Annotated in this window: 16 protein-coding genes; 8 read left to right on the top strand and 8 right to left on the bottom strand. The window is 50.1% G+C overall.

From position 1 onward, the window contains the following. Nucleotides 1-198 precede the first annotated feature (198 nt). Together H9644_RS12190 and mdtD are read left to right on the top strand one after the other, a co-directional pair. Nucleotides 199-891, top strand: coding sequence for a FadR/GntR family transcriptional regulator (locus tag H9644_RS12190; RefSeq protein ID WP_064525886.1), 693 nt, complete (start codon nucleotides 199-201; stop codon nucleotides 889-891). A 22-nt stretch (nucleotides 892-913) separates the two neighbouring features. After that, a complete protein-coding gene (gene mdtD, locus H9644_RS12185; protein ID WP_064525888.1) occupies nucleotides 914-2,341 on the top strand; it encodes a multidrug transporter subunit MdtD in 1,428 nt (475 codons plus the stop codon). On the opposite strand, the gene rbsR is transcribed toward mdtD, so the two are convergent. From rbsR to kup, 7 genes are all read right to left on the bottom strand, one after another. Further along, complete coding sequence (gene rbsR / locus H9644_RS12180; protein ID WP_074399415.1) at nucleotides 2,307-3,299, bottom strand: ribose operon transcriptional repressor RbsR; 993 nt, start codon at nucleotides 3,297-3,299, stop codon at nucleotides 2,307-2,309. The two genes, mdtD and rbsR, sit on opposite strands and share 35 nt — an antisense overlap. A gap of 3 nt (nucleotides 3,300-3,302) precedes the next feature. Further along, complete coding sequence (gene rbsK, locus H9644_RS12175) at nucleotides 3,303-4,232, bottom strand: ribokinase (protein ID WP_064526096.1); 930 nt, start codon at nucleotides 4,230-4,232, stop codon at nucleotides 3,303-3,305. Between the two features lie 125 nt (nucleotides 4,233-4,357). Beyond that, the gene (gene rbsB, locus H9644_RS12170) at nucleotides 4,358-5,248 is read right to left on the bottom strand and encodes a ribose ABC transporter substrate-binding protein RbsB (protein WP_001056273.1); all 891 of its coding nucleotides are present in this window, start codon (nucleotides 5,246-5,248) and stop codon (nucleotides 4,358-4,360) included. Between the two features lie 24 nt (nucleotides 5,249-5,272). After that, the gene (rbsC, locus tag H9644_RS12165; protein WP_000211858.1) at nucleotides 5,273-6,238 is read right to left on the bottom strand and encodes a ribose ABC transporter permease; all 966 of its coding nucleotides are present in this window, start codon (nucleotides 6,236-6,238) and stop codon (nucleotides 5,273-5,275) included. Nucleotides 6,239-6,242: 4 nt separating this feature from the next. Next, nucleotides 6,243-7,748, bottom strand: coding sequence for a ribose ABC transporter ATP-binding protein RbsA (gene rbsA / locus H9644_RS12160; RefSeq protein WP_064525894.1), 1,506 nt, complete (start codon nucleotides 7,746-7,748; stop codon nucleotides 6,243-6,245). 7 nt (nucleotides 7,749-7,755) lie between these two features. Continuing rightward, nucleotides 7,756-8,175, bottom strand: coding sequence for a D-ribose pyranase (rbsD, locus tag H9644_RS12155; protein ID WP_105289510.1), 420 nt, complete (start codon nucleotides 8,173-8,175; stop codon nucleotides 7,756-7,758). 168 nt (nucleotides 8,176-8,343) lie between these two features. Continuing rightward, nucleotides 8,344-10,212 carry a low affinity potassium transporter Kup gene (gene kup / locus H9644_RS12150; protein ID WP_000102319.1) on the bottom strand — a complete coding sequence of 623 codons (1,869 nt, stop codon included), beginning with the start codon at nucleotides 10,210-10,212 and terminating at the stop codon, nucleotides 8,344-8,346. Between the two features lie 222 nt (nucleotides 10,213-10,434). Between kup and ravA the strand changes: the two genes are divergently transcribed. Both ravA and viaA read left to right on the top strand, forming a co-directional pair. After that, nucleotides 10,435-11,931 (top strand): ATPase RavA, encoded by a 1,497-nt coding sequence (ravA, locus tag H9644_RS12145; protein ID WP_064525897.1) that lies wholly within the window; start codon nucleotides 10,435-10,437, stop codon nucleotides 11,929-11,931. Further along, nucleotides 11,925-13,376: an ATPase RavA stimulator ViaA gene (gene viaA / locus H9644_RS12140; protein ID WP_064525899.1), complete on the top strand. Its 1,452-nt coding sequence runs from the start codon at nucleotides 11,925-11,927 to the stop codon at nucleotides 13,374-13,376. The genes ravA and viaA overlap by 7 nt, the downstream gene beginning before the upstream one ends. A gap of 4 nt (nucleotides 13,377-13,380) precedes the next feature. Here viaA and asnA read toward each other — a convergent pair whose 3' ends face one another. Then, nucleotides 13,381-14,373, bottom strand: a complete 993-nt coding sequence (gene asnA / locus H9644_RS12135) for an aspartate--ammonia ligase (protein ID WP_000845136.1) — start codon at nucleotides 14,371-14,373, stop codon at nucleotides 13,381-13,383. A 151-nt stretch (nucleotides 14,374-14,524) separates the two neighbouring features. On the opposite strand from asnA, the gene asnC reads away from it, so the two are divergent. From asnC to rsmG, 4 genes are all read left to right on the top strand, one after another. Further along, the gene (asnC, locus tag H9644_RS12130; RefSeq protein ID WP_000432970.1) at nucleotides 14,525-14,983 is read left to right on the top strand and encodes a transcriptional regulator AsnC; all 459 of its coding nucleotides are present in this window, start codon (nucleotides 14,525-14,527) and stop codon (nucleotides 14,981-14,983) included. Between the two features lie 89 nt (nucleotides 14,984-15,072). Then, nucleotides 15,073-15,516 carry an FMN-binding protein MioC gene (gene mioC / locus H9644_RS12125; RefSeq protein ID WP_064525903.1) on the top strand — a complete coding sequence of 148 codons (444 nt, stop codon included), beginning with the start codon at nucleotides 15,073-15,075 and terminating at the stop codon, nucleotides 15,514-15,516. Nucleotides 15,517-15,894: 378 nt separating this feature from the next. Beyond that, on the top strand, nucleotides 15,895-17,784 hold the full coding sequence (gene mnmG, locus H9644_RS12120; protein WP_191774703.1) for a tRNA uridine-5-carboxymethylaminomethyl(34) synthesis enzyme MnmG: 1,890 nt from the start codon (nucleotides 15,895-15,897) through the stop codon (nucleotides 17,782-17,784). Between the two features lie 63 nt (nucleotides 17,785-17,847). Next, on the top strand, nucleotides 17,848-18,471 hold the full coding sequence (rsmG, locus tag H9644_RS12115) for a 16S rRNA (guanine(527)-N(7))-methyltransferase RsmG (protein WP_191774701.1): 624 nt from the start codon (nucleotides 17,848-17,850) through the stop codon (nucleotides 18,469-18,471). Nucleotides 18,472-18,846: the final 375 nt, after the last annotated feature.

The following is an 18,846-nucleotide window of genomic DNA, read 5'->3' as shown; positions in this document are numbered from 1 at the left end:
CCGTGTCAGTGGTGGCGCATTATAGGGAGTTATTCTGAGCTGACAAGAGGAAATTTAAAATAATTTTCCGAATGCGCGTTTTTTCAGCAAAACACCTGTAAGTGTGCCATAAAACAAGCAATTTGCCGTTTTTGCAACCGCAATCACACATCCAGGTGGCATACTAAAGAGGAATAAAAAGAAAAAGGAAGATAAGTAATGCCTTTAAGCGCACAACAGTTAGCTGCACAGAAAAACCTTTCATATGTTCTGGCTGAGAAGCTGGCACAACGAATCTTAAAAGGTGAATACGCACCTGGCGCCATTTTGCCAGGTGAAATTGAACTGGGTGAGCAATTTGGTGTGAGTCGTACTGCGGTACGCGAAGCGGTCAAGACGTTAACGGCAAAAGGGATGGTTTTACCGCGTCCACGAATTGGTACCCGGGTCATGCCACAATCCAACTGGAACTTTCTTGATCAGGAATTGCTCACCTGGTGGATGACAGAAGAGAACTTTCATCAGGTCATTGATCACTTTCTGGTTATGCGTATCTGTCTGGAGCCGCAAGCCTGTTTACTGGCTGCAACGGTGGGAACAGCAGAACAAAAGGCGCGTCTCAACACGCTAATGGCCGAAATGGTCGCATTAAAAGATAATTTTCGCCGAGAACGTTGGGTTGAGGTCGATATGGCCTGGCATGAGCACATCTATGAAATGAGCGCCAATCCGTTTTTGACCTCTTTCGCCTCACTATTCCATTCGGTTTATCACACTTACTTCACGTCAATAACCAGCGACACCGTGATAAAGCTGGATCTGCACCAGGCGATCGTCGATGCGATTATCCAAAGCGATGGCGACGCGGCATTTAAAGCTTGTAAGGCGCTGCTACACACTCCGGATAAGTGATAACCAGACAAAGGGACATTGAATGAGCGAGAAAAAGAAACTCAGTATGGCGGGTTTGCCATGGATTGCGGCAATGGCTTTCTTCATGCAGGCACTTGATGCCACTATCCTGAATACCGCCCTACCCGATATCGCTCATAGTCTTAATCGCTCCCCTCTCGCTATGCAATCAGCCATCATCAGTTACACGCTGACGGTGGCGATGCTTATTCCGGTCAGCGGATGGCTGGCCGATCGCTTCGGCACGCGCCGCATTTTTACCATTGCCGTTAGCTTGTTCACGTTGGGCTCTCTGGCCTGCGCACTCTCAAACTCGCTGCCACAACTGGTTGTCTTCCGTGTTATTCAGGGGATAGGCGGCGCAATGATGATGCCGGTCGCTCGCCTGGCGTTACTGCGCGCATACCCACGCAATGAACTTCTCCCCGTACTGAATTTTGTCGCCATGCCGGGTCTGGTAGGGCCGATTTTAGGGCCAGTTCTTGGGGGCATGTTGGTCACCTGGGCAACATGGCACTGGATCTTTTTAATCAATATCCCCATTGGTATTGCGGGCCTTCTCTACGCTCGCAAACATATGCCCAACTTCACCACAGCACGTCGAAAATTTGATATCACTGGTTTCTTACTGTTTGGTCTTAGCCTTGTGCTCTTCTCAAGTGGAATCGAGCTGTTTGGTGAGAAAATTGTTGAAACCTGGATTGCCTTGACAGTCATAGTAACCAGCATAGTGTTACTGCTTGTCTATATCCTCCATGCCCGACGCACACAAAACCCATTAATCTCATTAGATTTATTTAAAACACGCACCTTCTCGATCGGTATCGTTGGTAATATCGCAACCCGTCTGGGGACCGGCTGTGTACCATTTCTTATGCCATTGATGTTACAGGTAGGATTTGGTTATCAGGCGTTTATTGCCGGCTGCATGATGGCACCGATAGCGTTAGGCTCCATTATTGCAAAATCGATGGTTACGCAGATTTTACGGCGTCTGGGCTATCGCCATACGTTAGTGGGAATTACGGTGATTATTGGTCTGATGATCGCCCAGTTCTCATTGCAATCACAGGCAATGGCGATATGGATGCTAATTTTGCCGTTGTTTATTTTAGGGATGGCGATGTCGACGCAATTTACCGCGATGAATACCATAACACTTGCCGATCTGACAGATAACAACGCCAGTAGTGGTAACAGCGTCCTGGCGGTTACGCAACAGTTGTCGATCAGTCTAGGCGTTGCCGTTAGTGCAGCCGTTCTTCGCATTTATGAAGGGATGGAAGGCTCGACGATTATCGAACAATTCCACTATACGTTTATTACGATGGGGATTATCACGGTTGCTTCAGCAGCGATGTTCATGCTCCTGAAGGTTACTGATGGTAATAACTTGATTAAACGCCAGCAAAAATCTAAGCCGAGCCGCGCGCCATCAGTATCGGAGTAAGTTGTAATCGTTGTTGTTGTAAGGTTGGCTGCGCCATTCGGTGGATGAGTACATCAACCGCCAGCTCCCCCAGTTCATCTTTTGGCTGATGGATAGTGGTGAGCGGTGGCGTCATAAAGCTTGCCAATTCAATATCGTCATACCCAATCACCGCAATATCTTGCGGGACATGCAATCCAGCCTGGTACAACGCCTGGTAAACACCCACTGCCATTGCGTCATTTCCGGTAAAGACCGCCTGAGGACGCAGCGGATGTGATAACAGTTGACGCATGGCGTCAAACCCGCCGTTAAATTCAAAATCACCAGTCACTTCATAGCCATCGGGAATGTCGAGGCCAGCACGTTTCATCGCCGTCCGATAACCTTCCAGCCGCAAACGTGCAGGCGTTTTATCCAGAGGTCCGGTAATACAGGCGATACGAGTATGACCTTTGTCGATCAGATACTGCGTTGCTAAATCGCCCCCCAGCAATGAGTTATCCTGAATGAGATCGCTGTCACCATCGAACGGCGCCCAGTCCATCATCACGGTAGGCACTGTAGGATAACGTTGCATGATTTCACGCGAAGGCTGATGCGTTTCGGTGCAGAGTAACAGCAAGCCATCGACGCGTTTTTGCATCAGCGTTTCCAGATTACGATTCATTCGCTGCTCATCGCCTTCAGTATTACAAAGGACAAGACTATAGCCACGTTCGAAGCAACTGCGCTCAACACCACGCACCAGTTCAGAATAGAAAGGATTGGTACTGGCGGTGATCAACATGCCAATGGTATGTGTTTGATTAAGCTTGAGGCTACGCGCCAGGGCCGATGGCGCGTAATTGAGTTCTTTAATCGCCGCTTCAACTTTGGCGGTAATGGCTTCACTAACGAAGCGATCTTTATTGATGACGTGAGAAACTGTTGAGGTAGAAACGCCCGCCAGGCGGGCAACATCTTTCATTGTAGCCAAGCGTCACCTCTGCCTATCTAAAAACGCGTCGATCTCTTCACGCCACGGTACTGACGGTTGTGCGCCTTTACGCGTTACGGCAATAGCAGCGGCGGCATGAGCAAAACGAATCGCCTCTGGCAACGGTTTTTCTTCCAGCAACGCCGTGATTAACGCGCCGTTAAAAGTATCTCCGGCAGCAATGGTATCGACAGCCTGAACACGAAAACCAGGAACACGCTGACCTTCGCCATTCACGCTAGCCCACACGCCACGACTCCCTAAGGTAATCAGGACGGTACGGATACCTTTCTCATGCAGTACCTGCGCAGCTTTCGCCGCATCTTCATCATTTTCAACACGAATACCGGTAAGTTTTTCTGCTTCCGTTTCGTTTGGCGTAATGATGTCCACCAGCGCCAACAATTCATCGGGTAATTCGCGAGCCGGAGCCGGGTTAAGAGCAACGATAGTCTTATTTTGATGGGCAATTTTCGCTGCTGCCATCACACTTTCGAGTGGTGATTCCAGCTGCATTAATAATGCTGAGGCATTCGCAATACGCTCGCGTTGTGCTTCTACCAGCACAGGGGAAAGGGCAGCGTTAGCTCCAGAATGAATACCGATGACGTTCTCGCCTTCACTATTAACAAAAATCAGCGCTACACCTGTTGATTCACCGTTGATCACGCTTACAGGTGAAATATCAATGTTATCAGTAGCGAGCTGCTGGCGTACGCTCTCGCCAATGCTGTCATCACCAGTACAGGCTATAAACGAGATATTCGCGCCGCTACGCCCTGCTGCCACAGCCTGATTCGCACCTTTGCCGCCAAATGCGACTTGATAGTGGTTACCGGTTACGGTTTCGCCTGGAGTAGGAAAAGATTGAAGATTAAGGATATGGTCAGCATTAATGCTGCCAAGAACAACGAGGCTGCCTGCGTTTTGCATATTCGGGATGTCCATAAAATGCGCCACCGGGTTAGGGTGGCGCGTGCCCTGCTTTTCTTTATATTACACGTTCATCTGTCGATGACGTATTAATGCCACTATCAGGTTATAAAACCTGACTAAGACTACTGCTTAACAACCAGTTTCAGATCAACCGGATATTTCGCCTGAACTTTTTCGCCTTTCAGAACTTTATCAGCGGTTTCGACACCTTTTGCGCCAATCTGATCGGGTAACTGAGCGATAGTCGCTGCCAGTTTGCCATCATTTACTGCTTTTTCGCCATCAGGTGTACCGTCAAATCCGACGACCATCACATCTGATTTACCTGCAGTTTGCAGCGCACGCAGTGCGCCCAGCGCCATTTCATCGTTCTGCGCGAACACTGCCTGTACATCCGGATGAGCGGTCAGCAGGTTCTGCATTACGTTCAAACCTTTGGTGCGGTCGAAGTCTGCGGGCTGGCTGGCAAGGACGTTAAATTTGTGAGCAGCAACAGCCTGCTGGAAACCTTCGCCACGTTCACGAGCTGCGGATGTACCGGCAATGCCTTGCAGTTCGATAACTTTCGCACCTTCACCTGCTTTCTTCGCGATGTAATCACCTGCGATTTTACCGCCCAGTACGTTGTCAGAAGCAATATGGCTCACCACTTCGCCTTTCGTTGCCTGACGGTCAAGGGTGATAACCGGGATGTTCGCCTGGTTTGCCATCTTCACGGCGTTACCCACCGCGTCGGAGTCGGTCGGGTTAATCAGCAGAATTTTGGTGCCGCGAACGGTTAAGTCCTGCACGTTCGCCAGCTCTTTTGCGGGGTTGTTCTGGGAATCCAACACCACCAGGTTATAGCCGAGTTTATCTGCCTCTTTCTGCGCGCCATCTTTCAGCGATACAAAGAACGGGTTATTGAGCGTGGAAACCACCAGCGCAATGGTGTCTTTTGCCATTGCATTCGCACTAACGGTGGCGCTTAACGCAACAGCAGAAACCAGGGTAGCCAGTTTTTTCATGTTCATATTCAAGATGTCCTGTAGTCGTTATTACTGCTTTTTGTTGTCTACCAGCACCGCCAGCAAAATCACCACAGCTTTGACGATCATCTGGTAATAGGAGGAAACACCTAACAAATTCAATCCATTATTTAGGAAGCCAAGAATTAATGCGCCGATCAACGTCCCAACAATGCGACCTTTACCGCCCGCCAGACTCGTACCACCCAGAACCACTGCCGCAATGGCATCCAGTTCATAGCCCGTCCCCGCCGTCGGTTGCGCGGAGGAGAGGCGTGCCACTTCAATAATCCCAGCCAGCGACGCCAACAGACCACAAAGAGAATAGACGATGATTTTGATTTTATTGACGTTGATACCAGAAAGACGCGTTGCCGCTTCATTGCCGCCCAGCGCGTAGATGTAACGTCCCAAACGCGTGTGGTGCAGCATGTACCAGGCCGCGAGGAAGACAATCCCCATGATCCATACAGGCGTAGGTACACCCAGCGGACGACCAATACCAAACCAGCCAAACAGATCGGCGTTCTCGGTAAAGCCTGTATTCACCGGGCTACCGTTGGTGTAAACCATGGTCACACCACGCAGTAAAAGCATCATAACCAGCGTGGCGATAAACGCCTGGACGCGACCTTTCGCCACTATCACCCCGGTTACCGCGCCAATTGCGGCACCTAACGCGAGAGCGGCTGCGACAGCCACCAGTGCGTTAACTTCAATACCGACGATAGATGCAGCGACAGCGCCGGTCAGCGCCAACAGAGAACCTACAGACAGGTCGATGCCCGACGTCAGGATCACCAGCGTCATCCCGACCGCCATTATGGCGTTCACCGAGGTTTGCTGGAGAATATTGAATAAGTTATTGATGGTGAAAAAGTTCGGGCTTAACGTCGAGACAATCGCGATCAGCACCAGCAGAGCGATAAGCGATTTCTGCTCCATCAGCCACGCTTTCGTGAAATAACGGCGACCAGAGACAGTCTGGGTTGTCATTTTTTTACTCCTGATTCACGCGATTAAGCTTGCCCACAGCGGCAGCCATTAACACTTCCTGGGTGGCCTGCTCACGAGTAAATTCCCCGCTGAGATGCCCTTCATGCATGACGATGATGCGATCGCTCATGCCTAATACTTCTGGCATTTCCGATGACACCAGAATGATACTCAGGCCATCGGCTTTGAACTGGTTAATCAGCTGATAGATCTCTTTTTTCGCGCCGACATCTACGCCACGGGTAGGTTCATCAAGGATAAGCACTTTTGGGCGCGTCATCAGGCCACGGGCAATCGCCACCTTTTGCTGATTGCCACCGGAGAGCAGGCCAATCGCCTGTTCCATTGACGGCGTTTTCACATTGAACAGGCGAATAAAATCACTCACGGCCTGCTGTTCATCGGCATGCTTCAAACTGCCGCCAGTACGGCTGAAGTAGCGCAGCGCAGTCAGCGACATATTTTCTTTTACTGACATGCCCAGCACTAAACCGTCGCGTTTACGGTCTTCAGAGATATACACAATGCCGTTCGCCAGGCCATCCTGCGGTGAACGGGTAATAACTTCATGCCCATCCAGCGTGACATAGCCGCTGGTGCGCGGGAGGGCGCCGTAGAGCACTTTCATCAATTCGGTACGCCCCGCGCCCATCAAACCAGAGACGCCAAGGATTTCGCCATTGCGTAGGGTAAAAGAGACATTGTTAACACCAGGTCCGCAGAGATTATCGACTTTCAGGCGGATATCTCCCGGCACTTTGTCCAGGTGTGGATACTGCTCTTCCAGTTTGCGGCCCACCATCATCTCAATCAGCGAATCTTCGGTCAGTGATGCCACTTCACGCTCGGCAATAAATTGCCCGTCACGAAAAACGGTAACGTCATCGCAAATCTCGAAGATTTCTTTCATGCGGTGGGAAATATAGACAATGCCGCGCCCTTGCGATTTCAGCTCGCGAATGACCCGGAACAGGGATTCGGTTTCGGTATCAGTCAGCGCATCTGTCGGTTCATCCATAATGATGACTTTCGACTCAAAGCTTAATACCTTCGCGATTTCAACCATTTGCTGGTCACCGATCGAAAGATCACCCACCAGCTTGTCGCTTTTAAAACGCAGGTTAAGTTTTGCCAGCAATTTATCCGCTTCGGCATACATGGTTTTCCAGTCAATTTTGCCAAAGCGATTCACAAACTCACGACCGAGGAAAATGTTTTCCGCAATGGTCAACTGCGGGATCAGGTTCAGTTCCTGATGGATAATACCAATTCCGGCTTCCTGGGAAGATTTCGGCCCGGTAAACGTCGTTTCTTTACCCAACCATAAAAGCGTACCGGCATCGCGAGTATAGATACCGGTAAGCACTTTCATCATGGTGGATTTACCCGCGCCGTTTTCGCCTACCAGCGCCATCACGCGGCCCGGATAGACATTTAACGCGGCGCCCGAGAGGGCTTTTACGCCCGGGAAGGCTTTATCAATACCTTTAAGCTGTAGTAATGCTTCCATGACGGCCTCAGAACGTCACGCCAGCACAGAGAATGATATTCGCATACGGAGAACATTCTCCGCTGCGAATTACCGCCTGACTTTCGGCAGTTAGTTGTTTGAATTGTTCATGCGTGGTGTAACGAATTTCAATGGTGTTTCCCTGGTGTTGTTGCAGCTGCTCAAGGTGAGTGAGCAACGTTTCGTGGAGTTGCGGATTATGTTGTTTGATCTCTTCCGCAATAATGGCTGCCTCAACCTGCATTTCACTCGTAACAACTTCCAGCACCTGCATAAAAGAAGGTACACCCTGGGTTAATGCCATATCGATACGCGTTGTCGTTTTAGGGATGGGTAAACCAGCATCACACACCACCAGCGTATCGGTATGCCCCAGACGGGAGATCACCGATGAAATATCAGAATTAAGAACGGCGCCTTTTTTCATTTTTTTCTCCATCAGCGAAACGTTTCGCTGACCAGCAGTTTAATCCTGACTGAACAGAGAAAACCATCGCAACGTTACTGAAATGTGATCAACATCGAAACGTTTTACATCGTGATTAAGCATGAAAAACAAAAACGCCTCCTTTATGGAGAAAGGAGGCGTCTGGCGTTAGATTTCGACCTGAGTACCCAGCTCGATAACCCGGTTTGGTGGGATTTCAAACTGATCCGGTGCGCGCAGTGCATTACGCTGCAACAGCAAGTACAGTTTGCCACGCAAACGTAAGTACCACGGGCGTTTGCCGAGGATCAGCGACTCATGGGACATAAAGAATGAGGTTTCCATCATCCGGCAACTTAACCCTTCCAGGCCACAGCGGTGGAAGACTTCTTCCACGTTTGGTGTTTCCCGCCAGCCGTAGCTTGCCACCACGCGCCAGAAAGTGGGCGACAGTTGTTCAATCTGTACCCGACGGACATTATGGACATATGGCGCGTCTTCGGTACGCAGAGTTAACAGAATCACCCGCTCATGCAATACCTTGTTATGTTTCAAGTTATGCATCAGCGCAAAGGGAATGACATTGATTGCACGCGACATATACACCGCTGTTCCGGGAACGCGAACAGGCGGTGATTTCTCCAGCGAAGCAATCATCGCTTCCAGAGAATTACCATGTTCGTGCATCCGCCGCAGCAGGCGGAAACGCTCGCTCTTCCAGGTGGTCATCACGATAAACATCACCGTACCGAGGCTCAATGGCAACCAGCCGCCGGAAAGCAGTTTATCGAGGTTAGCGGTGAATAGCGGAATATCGACACAAAGGAAAGCAATCAGGATCAGCGCAACAAAATACTTGTTCCAGTGCCAGTTCTGACGCGCCACTGTCGTCGAAAGAATAGACGTCAGTACCATTGTTCCGGTCACCGCAATCCCGTACGCCGCCGCCAGGTTACTGGAGTGCTCAAAGCTAACAATCACAATCACTACTGCGACATAGAGCATCCAGTTCACAAACGGAATGTAGATTTGCCCTGACTCCATTTCAGAAGTGTGAATGATGCGCATCGGCGACAGATATCCCAGACGTACAGCCTGACGCGTCAACGAGAAGACGCCAGATATAACCGCCTGCGAAGCTATTACCGTCGCCAGTGCGGCGATTATCAGCAGCGGGATCAGCGCCCAGTCCGGAGCCAACAGGAAAAACGGGTTCTTAATCGCTTCCGGATTCTTTAGCAGCAATGCTCCCTGACCAAAGTAGTTAAGGGTCAAAGACGGCAATACGACAGTGAACCACGCCAGACGAATCGGGAACTTACCAAAATGCCCCATATCGGCATACAGCGCCTCGACACCGGTAATCGACAGCACCACCGCCCCTAATGCAATAAAGGAAACGGTTTTATATTCAAGGAAGAAATGCACCGCCCACATCGGATTCAGCGCATGCAGCACTTCCGGGTTAGCAATAATGCTACGTAACCCCAGCCCTGCCAGAATCAAAAACCAGGTCAGCATGATTGGCGCAAACAGCTTACCAACCATAGCAGTGCCATGTTTTTGAATCATAAACAGTAACGTGAGAACAATTATTGAGAGGGGAACTATCCAGGTATCCAGTTGCGGGGCGACGATTTCCAAACCTTCGATGGCAGACATCACCGAAATGGCGGGTGTTATGACGACTTCGCCATAGAAAAAGCTGCCGCCGATCAGCCCCATAATCACTAACATTGAGGTCGTTCGAGCCGACGTATTACGCCCGGCAAGCGACATCAACGTCAGAATCCCCCCTTCTCCGGCGTTATCCGCGCGCATCACGAAGGTAAGATATTTGATGGAAACCACAAAGATTAACAGCCAGAAAATCAGCGATAGAAAGCCAAACACGGCATCGCGTTCAACGCCAAAACCAAACTGGCCAGACAAACATTCACGAAGCGTATATAACGGGCTGGTACCAATATCGCCGTAGACAACTCCAATCGCCGCGAGGGTAATCGCGGGCAACGATTGCTTATTATCAGTGCTCATAGACTAGTCTTTCGTTGAAATATGAAATGTGTGCGTAGTCCCTTGGCCCACAAAAAAGCGTTCAGTATGCACGATTAACGGCAAAATCGTACTCCTAAATGCGGCCACATTAACCTGGCTCAAAGAAAAATAGCCGTCCTTTGAGACTATTTTTGCCACCAGCAAGAAACGTCTATACTCGCAGTTTACGCAGAACTTTTGACGAAAGGATGCCACTTCATTATGGCTCACCCTCACTTATTAGCGGAAAGAATTTCCCGTCTAAGCAGTTCGCTGGAAAAGGGGCTTTATGAGCGTAGTCACGCCATCCGCCTTTGTTTGTTAGCGGCATTAAGTGGTGAAAGCGTGTTCCTGCTTGGCCCACCAGGTATTGCTAAAAGTTTGATTGCCCGACGCTTAAAATTCGCCTTTCAGAATGCGCGCGATTTTGAATATCTGATGACCCGCTTCTCCACCCCGGAAGAAGTTTTTGGCCCCCTTTCCATTCAGGCGTTAAAAGATGAGGGACGCTATGAACGCTTAACCAGCGGTTACCTGCCGGAAGCAGAAATCGTCTTTCTGGATGAAATCTGGAAAGCTGGCCCTGCGATTCTTAATACCTTGCTAACCGCCATTAACGAACGTCAATTCCGTAACGGCGCCCATGTCGAAAAAATCCCGATGCGCTTGCTGGTGGCGGCCTCCAACGAATTGCCAGAAGCAGACAGCAGCCTGGAAGCATTATATGACCGAATGCTGATTCGTCTGTGGTTAGATAAAGTGCAGGATAAAGCGAATTTCCGCTCCATGCTGACCAATCAACAAGATGAAAATAACAATCCGGTTCCTGCCGCCTTGCAGGTCACAGATGAAGAATATGAACGCTGGCAGAAAGAGATTGGTGAAATTACGCTACCCGATCATGTATTTGAGCTGATTTTTACGCTTCGCCAGCAACTGGATAAACTACCGGATGCGCCTTACGTCTCCGATCGTCGCTGGAAAAAAGCGATCCGTTTATTACAAGCCTGCGCCTTTTTTAGTGGTCGTGAGTCAGTAGCCCCGGTTGATCTTATCTTGCTGAAAGATTGCCTGTGGTATGACGCACAAAGCCTGAATTTGATTCAACAACAGATAGACGTATTGATGACCGGTCACGCCTGGCAACAGCAAAGTATGTTGACGCGCCTGAGCGCGATTGTGCAGCTTCGCCTGCAACTCCAGCAACAGCAAAGCGATAAAACGGCCTTCACGGTGATTCGTCAGGGCGGCATGTTCACCCGTCGTCCGCAATACCAACTTCCAGCCGACGTTACCGCGTCCACGCTGACGTTGCTGCTGCAAAAACCATTAAAACTGCATGACATAGAAGTGGTTCATATTTCCTTTGAGCGCAGTGCACTGGAACAGTGGTTGAACAAAGGCGGTGAAATTCGCGGCAAACTGAACGGTATCGGTTTTGCCCAGAAGCTGAATTTAGAAGTTGATAGCGCCCAACATCTTGTTGTACGCGATGTGAGTTTGCAGGGGGCAACTCTGGCGCTGCCCGGCACATCGACGGAAGGTCTGCCTGGCGAAATAAAACAACAACTGGAAGAGCTTGAAAGCGACTGGCGTAAGCAACACGTTTTATTTAGCGAACAGCAAAAATGTCTGTTTATCCCTGGCGACTGGTTAGGTCGTATTGAAGCCAGCCTACAGGATGTCGGCGCCCAGATTCGCCAGGCGCAACAATGCTAACTCTGGATACGCTTAATGTAATGCTGGCCGTCAGCGAAGAGGGGTTGATCGAAGAAATGATCATCGCGCTGTTGGCATCACCGCAACTGGCGATCTTCTTTGAAAAATTCCCGCGCCTCAAGACTGCAATCACGGATGATATTCCCCGCTGGCGTGAGGTGCTGCGTAGCCGTCTGAAAGATGCGCGTGTCCCGCCAGAACTCACTGAAGAGGTCATGTGCTACCAGCAAAGCCAGCTTCTCTCCACGCCGCAGTTTATTGTGCAGCTACCGCAGATTCTGGACTTACTGCATCGTCTAAATTCTCCGTGGGGCGAACAAGCCCGACAGCTGGTTGATGCTAACAGCACTATCACTCCGTCATTGCACACGCTTTTTCTCCAGCGTTGGCGCTTAAGTCTGATCGTGCAAGCAACGACGTTAAATCAACAGTTATTAGAAGAAGAACGCGAACAACTGTTGAGCGAAGTTCAGGAACGCATGACGCTAAGTGGGCAACTAGAACCGATTCTGGCAGAAAACAACACCGCAGCCGGTCGTCTGTGGGATATGAGCGCCGGTCAGCTTAAACGCGGCGACTATCAGTTGATTGTAAAATACGGTGAATTTCTTAACGAACAGCCAGAACTGAAACGCCTGGCGGAACAGCTGGGACGTTCGCGGGAGGCCAAATCAATACCCCGCAACGATGCACAGATGGAAACCTTCCGCACCATGGTGCGCGAACCGGCAACCGTTCCTGAGCAGGTTGATGGCCTGCAACAAAGCGATGATATTTTACGCCTTCTGCCGCCGGAACTGGCGACGCTGGGCATCACTGAACTGGAATATGAATTTTATCGTCGGCTGGTGGAAAAACAGTTGCTCACCTATCGTCTGCACGGTGAAGCGTGGCGTGAAAAAGTGATCGAGCGTCCGGTGGTGCATAAAGATTACGACGAACAGCCGCGCGGGCCGTTTATTGTCTGCGTGGATACTTCCGGATCAATGGGCGGTTTTAATGAACAGTGTGCGAAAGCGTTCTGCCTGGCATTAATGCGCATAGCCCTCGCTGAAAATCGACGCTGCTATATTATGTTATTTTCCACCGAGATCGTCCGTTACGAGCTTTCAGGCCCGCAAGGTATTGAACAAGCGATCCGCTTTTTAAGTCAGCAGTTTCGTGGCGGCACCGATCTTGCCAGTTGTTTTCGCGCCATTATGGAACGCTTGCAAAGTCGGGAATGGTTTGACGCCGATGCGGTGGTGATTTCTGATTTTATCGCCCAGCGGTTGCCTGACGACGTGACAAGTAAAGTGAAAGAGTTGCAGCGGGTACATCAGCATCGCTTTCATGCCGTGGCGATGTCGGCACACGGCAAACCCGGCATCATGCGCATTTTCGATCATATCTGGCGCTTTGATACCGGGATGCGAAGCCGCCTGCTCAGACGCTGGCGGCGATAGACAATTACAGCAGGGAAGGGACGCTCTCGCGAACAGCTGCTGGCCATACACCGCACTGAACCTGGCCGATATGTGGCAGTTGCAGCAGCAGCATGGTCAAACGAGACTGGCCGATACCGCCGCCGATGGTCTGCGGCATTTCACCACGCAGCAGCGCCTGATGCCACTCCAGCTGCAGACGATCTTCATCCCCGGTCAGCGCCAGTTGATGCTTCAGCGTGTCGGCATCCACACGGATCCCCATGGAAGAAAGTTCAAACGCATCTTCCAGCACCGGGTTCCACACCAGAATATCGCCGTTCAGCCCTGCATGACCCAGCTCTGACGGAGTGCTCCAGTCATCATAATCCGGTGCGCGCACGTCGTGACGATGACCATCGCTCAACTTGCCGCCAATCCCGACGAGGAATACCGCGCCAAGATCTTTCGCAATCGCCCGCTCACGCCCTTTGGCGTCGAGATCCGGATAACGAGACAGTAATTCCTGGCTGTGTACGAAGTGGATCTGATCCGGCAGGAACGGTGCCAGACCAAACTCTTCGCTAACAGCTGCTTCGGTTGCTTTAATTCCCGCCCAGATCGCCTCTACTGTGCTTTTCAGAGTGGAGAATTGACGCTCACCGTCGCCCATTACGCGTTCCCAGTCCCACTGGTCAACATAGACCGAGTGAAGCGGGGAAAGACGGTCTTCATCGGGGCGAAGGGCTTTCATGTGCGTGTACAGCCCTTCGCCCACGCTGAAGTCGTGTTGCCCTAATGTCTGACGTTTCCACTTCGCCAGTGAATGAACCACTTCGAACTGGGCATCAGGCAGAGCTTTCACTTTTACCTGTACCGCTTTTTCACAGCCCGACAAGTTATCCTGCGTGCCATCCCCCACACGGCTAAGAATAGGCGCCTGGACTTCAATCAGCCCTAAGCGTTCTTCCAGTTGACGAGAAAAGTGAGATTTCACGAAGCTAATTTGACGTTGTTTGGCAATGTAAGCGGTTTTCATTTTTTATACTCCTGCGTCCTGTTGATTATGATTAAGCAACAAAAACCAGCACACATGCAATATTCATTCAATAAAAAGCCTCACTCACTTTTGATTCATTAAAAAAGAAAGCTAAAATAGAGTGAATCATCAATACACATAAGAAAATCCTATGGAAAATTATCTGATCGACAATCTGGACCGCGGCATCCTGGAAGCGTTAATGGGTAATGCACGCACTGCTTACGCCGAACTGGCGAAACAATTTGGCGTCAGTCCGGGAACGATTCACGTTCGTGTAGAGAAAATGAAGCAGGCGGGGATCATTACCGGCGCCCGTATCGACGTCAGCCCGAAACAGCTCGGTTATGACGTAGGCTGTTTTATCGGCATTATCCTGAAGAGCGCAAAAGACTATCCTTCCGCGCTGGCAAAGCTGGAAAGTCTCGACGAAGTCACCGAAGCCTATTACACAACCGGCCACTACAGCATCTTTATAAAAGTAATGTGCCGCTCGATCGACGCTCTCCAGCATGTACTTATCAACAAGATCCAAACAATTGATGAAATTCAGTCCACTGAGACATTGATCGTCCTGCAGAACCCGATCATGCGTACCATCAAGCCATGATCAGCTTTTTTAATCCCATACTTTTCCACAGGTAGATCCCAGCGCGTTCACAGCGTACAATACGCCACTCTTAATAAAGGTGGCGGTTTATGGCAGATATCACTCTTATCAGCGGCAGCACTCTCGGCGGTGCCGAATATGTAGCAGAACACCTGGCTGAAAAGCTGGAAGAGGCAGGTTTTACCACCGAAACGCTGCACGGTCCGCTGTTAGAAGATTTATCTGCCTCTGGGATCTGGCTGGTTATCAGCTCAACCCACGGTGCCGGAGACATTCCAGACAACCTTTCTCCTTTCTATGAAGCATTGCAGAAACAAAAGCCCGATCTTTCTGCGGTACGCTTTGGCACAATCGGCATTGGCAGTCGTGAATACGACACTTTTTGTGGGGCTATCGATAAACTCGAGGCTGAACTCAAAAATTCCGGTGCAAAACAGATTGGCGAAACACTGAAGATCAACATCCTTGATCATGACATTCCGGAAGATCCGGCAGAAGAATGGCTGGGTTCTTGGATTAATTTACTCAAATAAGTATACAGATCGTGCGATCTACTGTGGATAACTCTGGTAGGAAGCTTGGATCAACCGGTAGTTATCCAAAGAACAACTGTTGTTTAGTTTTTGAGTTGTGTATAACCCCTCATTCTGATCCCAGCTTATACTGTCCAGGATCACCGATCATTCACAGTTAATGATCCTTTCCAGGTTGTTGATCTTAAAAGCCGGATCCTTGTTATCCACAGGACAGGGCGATCCTAATAAGAGATCACAATAGAACAGATCTCTAAATAAATAGATCTTCTTTTTAATACCCAGGATCCCGGGGCTTTCTCAAGCCGACAAAGTTGAGTAGAATCCACGGCCCGGGCTTCAATCCATTTTCATACCGCGTTATGCGAGGCAATCACCATGTTTTATCCGGATCCTTTTGACGTCATCATCATTGGCGGGGGTCATGCAGGCACCGAGGCCGCGATGGCTGCGGCGCGTATGGGTCAACAGACTCTGCTTTTGACACACAATATCGACACTCTGGGGCAGATGAGCTGCAACCCGGCGATCGGCGGTATTGGGAAGGGACATCTGGTAAAAGAAGTGGATGCACTCGGCGGTCTGATGGCGAAAGCGATCGATCAGGCTGGTATCCAGTTTAGGATACTAAACGCCAGCAAAGGGCCGGCGGTTCGCGCCACCCGAGCTCAGGCGGATCGCGTGCTCTATCGTCAGGCAGTACGTACTGCGCTGGAGAATCAACCAAATCTGATGATCTTCCAGCAGGCGGTTGAGGATCTTATTGTCGAAAACGATCGCGTAGTCGGCGCTGTCACCCAGATGGGTCTTAAGTTCCGTGCTAAAGCTGTCGTGCTCACTGTCGGAACTTTCCTTGACGGTAAAATTCATATCGGTCTGGATAATTACAGCGGTGGCCGTGCTGGCGATCCGCCGTCCATTCCGCTCTCACGCCGTTTGCGTGAGCTTCCGCTGCGTGTTGGTCGCCTGAAAACCGGGACGCCGCCGCGTATCGATGCGCGCACTATCGACTTCAGCGTGCTGGCGCAACAGCATGGCGATAACCCAATGCCGGTGTTCTCGTTCATGGGCAATGCGGCCCAGCATCCCCAGCAGGTACCGTGTTATATCACCCATACCAACGAGAAAACCCATGACGTGATCCGTAGTAACCTTGATCGCAGTCCAATGTACGCAGGGGTGATCGAAGGTGTTGGCCCACGCTACTGCCCGTCGATCGAAGACAAAGTCATGCGCTTCGCCGACAGAAATCAGCATCAGATCTTCCTTGAACCGGAAGGGCTGACGTCTAACGAAATTTATCCGAACGGTATCTCCACCAGCCTGCCGTTCGATGTGCAGATGCAAATCGTCCGCTCCATGCAGGGGATGGAAAATGCGAAGATCGTGCGTCCTGGTTATGCCATCGAATATGACTTCTTCGATCCGCGTGACCTGAAACCAACGCTGGAGAGCAAGTTTATCCAGGGGCTGTTCTTTGCCGGGCAGATTAACGGCACTACTGGTTACGAAGAAGCCGCTGCGCAAGGTTTGCTGGCCGGTCTTAACGCCGCTCGCCTGTCTGCTGACAAAGAAGGTTGGGCTCCGGCTCGTTCTCAGGCGTATCTCGGCGTACTGGTCGATGATCTGTGCACTTTAGGAACCAAAGAACCGTATCGTATGTTTACCTCGCGCGCAGAATATCGTCTGATGCTGCGCGAAGATAACGCGGATCTGCGTTTGACTGAAATCGGTCGTGAACTGGGTCTGGTGGATGACGAACGCTGGGCGCGCTTTAACGAAAAGCTTGAGAACATCGAGCGTGAGCGTCAGCGTCTGAAATCGACCTGGATAACCCCGTCGGCGGAAGCTGCAGCAGAAGTGAATGCTCACCTGACTGCGCCGCTTTCCCGTGAAGCCAGTGGTGAAGATCTGCTGCGTCGTCCGGAAATGACGTATGAAAAATTAACCATGCTGACGCCGTTTTCCCCTGCGTTGACAGACGAACAGGCGGCGGAACAGGTTGAGATTCAGGTTAAATACGAAGGTTATATTGCGCGCCAGCAAGATGAGATCGAAAAGCAACAGCGTAACGAGAACACGCTGCTGCCTGCGACGCTGGATTACCGCCAGGTATCCGGTCTGTCTAACGAAGTGATCGCCAAACTCAACGATCACAAACCGGCCTCTATTGGTCAGGCTTCGCGTATTTCTGGCGTCACACCTGCGGCCATCTCCATTCTACTGGTGTGGCTGAAAAAACAGGGTATGCTGCGTCGTAGCGCATAACGCATTAAAAATGCCTGGTAAGCACCCGCTTACTGGGCAACGCATCAAGAACAGGTAATCACCGTGCTCAACAAACTCTCTTCACTGCTGCAAGACGCAGGAATTTCGCTTACCGATCACCAGAAAAATCAGCTTATTGCCTACGTAAATATGCTGCATAAATGGAATAAGGCATACAACCTGACTTCGGTCCGCGATCCTAACGAGATGCTGGTACGCCATATTCTCGACAGCATTGTCGTTGCACCATATCTGCAAGGTGAGCGTTTTATCGATGTGGGAACCGGACCGGGACTGCCTGGCATACCGCTTTCCATCGTGCGTCCTGAAGCCCATTTCACGCTGCTGGATAGCCTCGGTAAACGTGTGCGTTTCCTCCGTCAGGTGCAACATGAACTGAAACTGGAAAACATTGAACCGGTACAGAGCAGGGTAGAAGAGTTTCCGTCAGAGCCGCCATTTGATGGCGTAATTAGTCGTGCTTTTGCCTCTCTGAACGATATGGTGAGCTGGTGCCACCACCTTCCTGGTGAGCAGGGCCGTTTCTATGCGCTGAAAGGCCAAATGCCAGAAGATGAAATCGCTTTGTTGCCCGAAGAATATCAGGTCGAATCAGTGGTTAAACTTCAGGTTCCAGCCCTGGATGGCGAACGTCATCTGGTGGTGATTAAAGCAAATAAAATTTAATTTTTATCAAAAAAATAATAAAAAATTGACCGGTTAGACTGTTAACAACAACCAGGTTTTCTACTGATATAACTGGTTACATTTAACGCCACGTTCACTTTTTTGCATCAACAAGCTAACGTGGCTTTTTTTGGTAAGCAGAAAATAAGTCATTAGCGAAAATATCAGGCTGCTAAAAATCGGCGCTAATAACCATAATTTGCTGTTAAAATTTTATTAAGAATGTCAATGGCTAGTTTTTGTTGTGTAAATGTCATTTGTGAAAACAGTATCTGTTTTTAGACTGAAATATCAGAAGCTTGCAATGGCATCATTTGCCAAGTAAATAAATATGCTACGAGTGAACATGCTCGATATGTGATCTGAAGCACGCTT

Origin of the sequence: Escherichia whittamii, from assembly GCF_014836715.1 — a bacterium.
GTDB lineage: Bacteria > Pseudomonadota > Gammaproteobacteria > Enterobacterales > Enterobacteriaceae > Escherichia > Escherichia whittamii.
This window is presented reverse-complemented; position numbering and strand designations above follow the sequence as displayed.

Coding starts and splice junctions, on each gene's coding strand:
- H9644_RS12190 (WP_064525886.1), top strand. CDS start 199: ATGCCTTTAAGCGCACAACAGTTAGCTGCACAGAAAAACCTTTCATAT.
- rbsD (WP_105289510.1), bottom strand. CDS start 8,175: ATGAAAAAAGGCGCCGTTCTTAATTCTGATATTTCATCGGTGATCTCC.
- kup (WP_000102319.1), bottom strand. CDS start 10,212: ATGAGCACTGATAATAAGCAATCGTTGCCCGCGATTACCCTCGCGGCG.
- asnA (WP_000845136.1), bottom strand. CDS start 14,373: ATGAAAACCGCTTACATTGCCAAACAACGTCAAATTAGCTTCGTGAAA.
- rbsK (WP_064526096.1), bottom strand. CDS start 4,232: ATGCAAAACGCAGGCAGCCTCGTTGTTCTTGGCAGCATTAATGCTGAC.
- rbsC (WP_000211858.1), bottom strand. CDS start 6,238: ATGACAACCCAGACTGTCTCTGGTCGCCGTTATTTCACGAAAGCGTGG.
- mdtD (WP_064525888.1), top strand. CDS start 914: ATGAGCGAGAAAAAGAAACTCAGTATGGCGGGTTTGCCATGGATTGCG.
- ravA (WP_064525897.1), top strand. CDS start 10,435: ATGGCTCACCCTCACTTATTAGCGGAAAGAATTTCCCGTCTAAGCAGT.
- asnC (WP_000432970.1), top strand. CDS start 14,525: ATGGAAAATTATCTGATCGACAATCTGGACCGCGGCATCCTGGAAGCG.
- viaA (WP_064525899.1), top strand. CDS start 11,925: ATGCTAACTCTGGATACGCTTAATGTAATGCTGGCCGTCAGCGAAGAG.
- mnmG (WP_191774703.1), top strand. CDS start 15,895: ATGTTTTATCCGGATCCTTTTGACGTCATCATCATTGGCGGGGGTCAT.
- mioC (WP_064525903.1), top strand. CDS start 15,073: ATGGCAGATATCACTCTTATCAGCGGCAGCACTCTCGGCGGTGCCGAA.
- rbsB (WP_001056273.1), bottom strand. CDS start 5,248: ATGAACATGAAAAAACTGGCTACCCTGGTTTCTGCTGTTGCGTTAAGC.
- rbsA (WP_064525894.1), bottom strand. CDS start 7,748: ATGGAAGCATTACTACAGCTTAAAGGTATTGATAAAGCCTTCCCGGGC.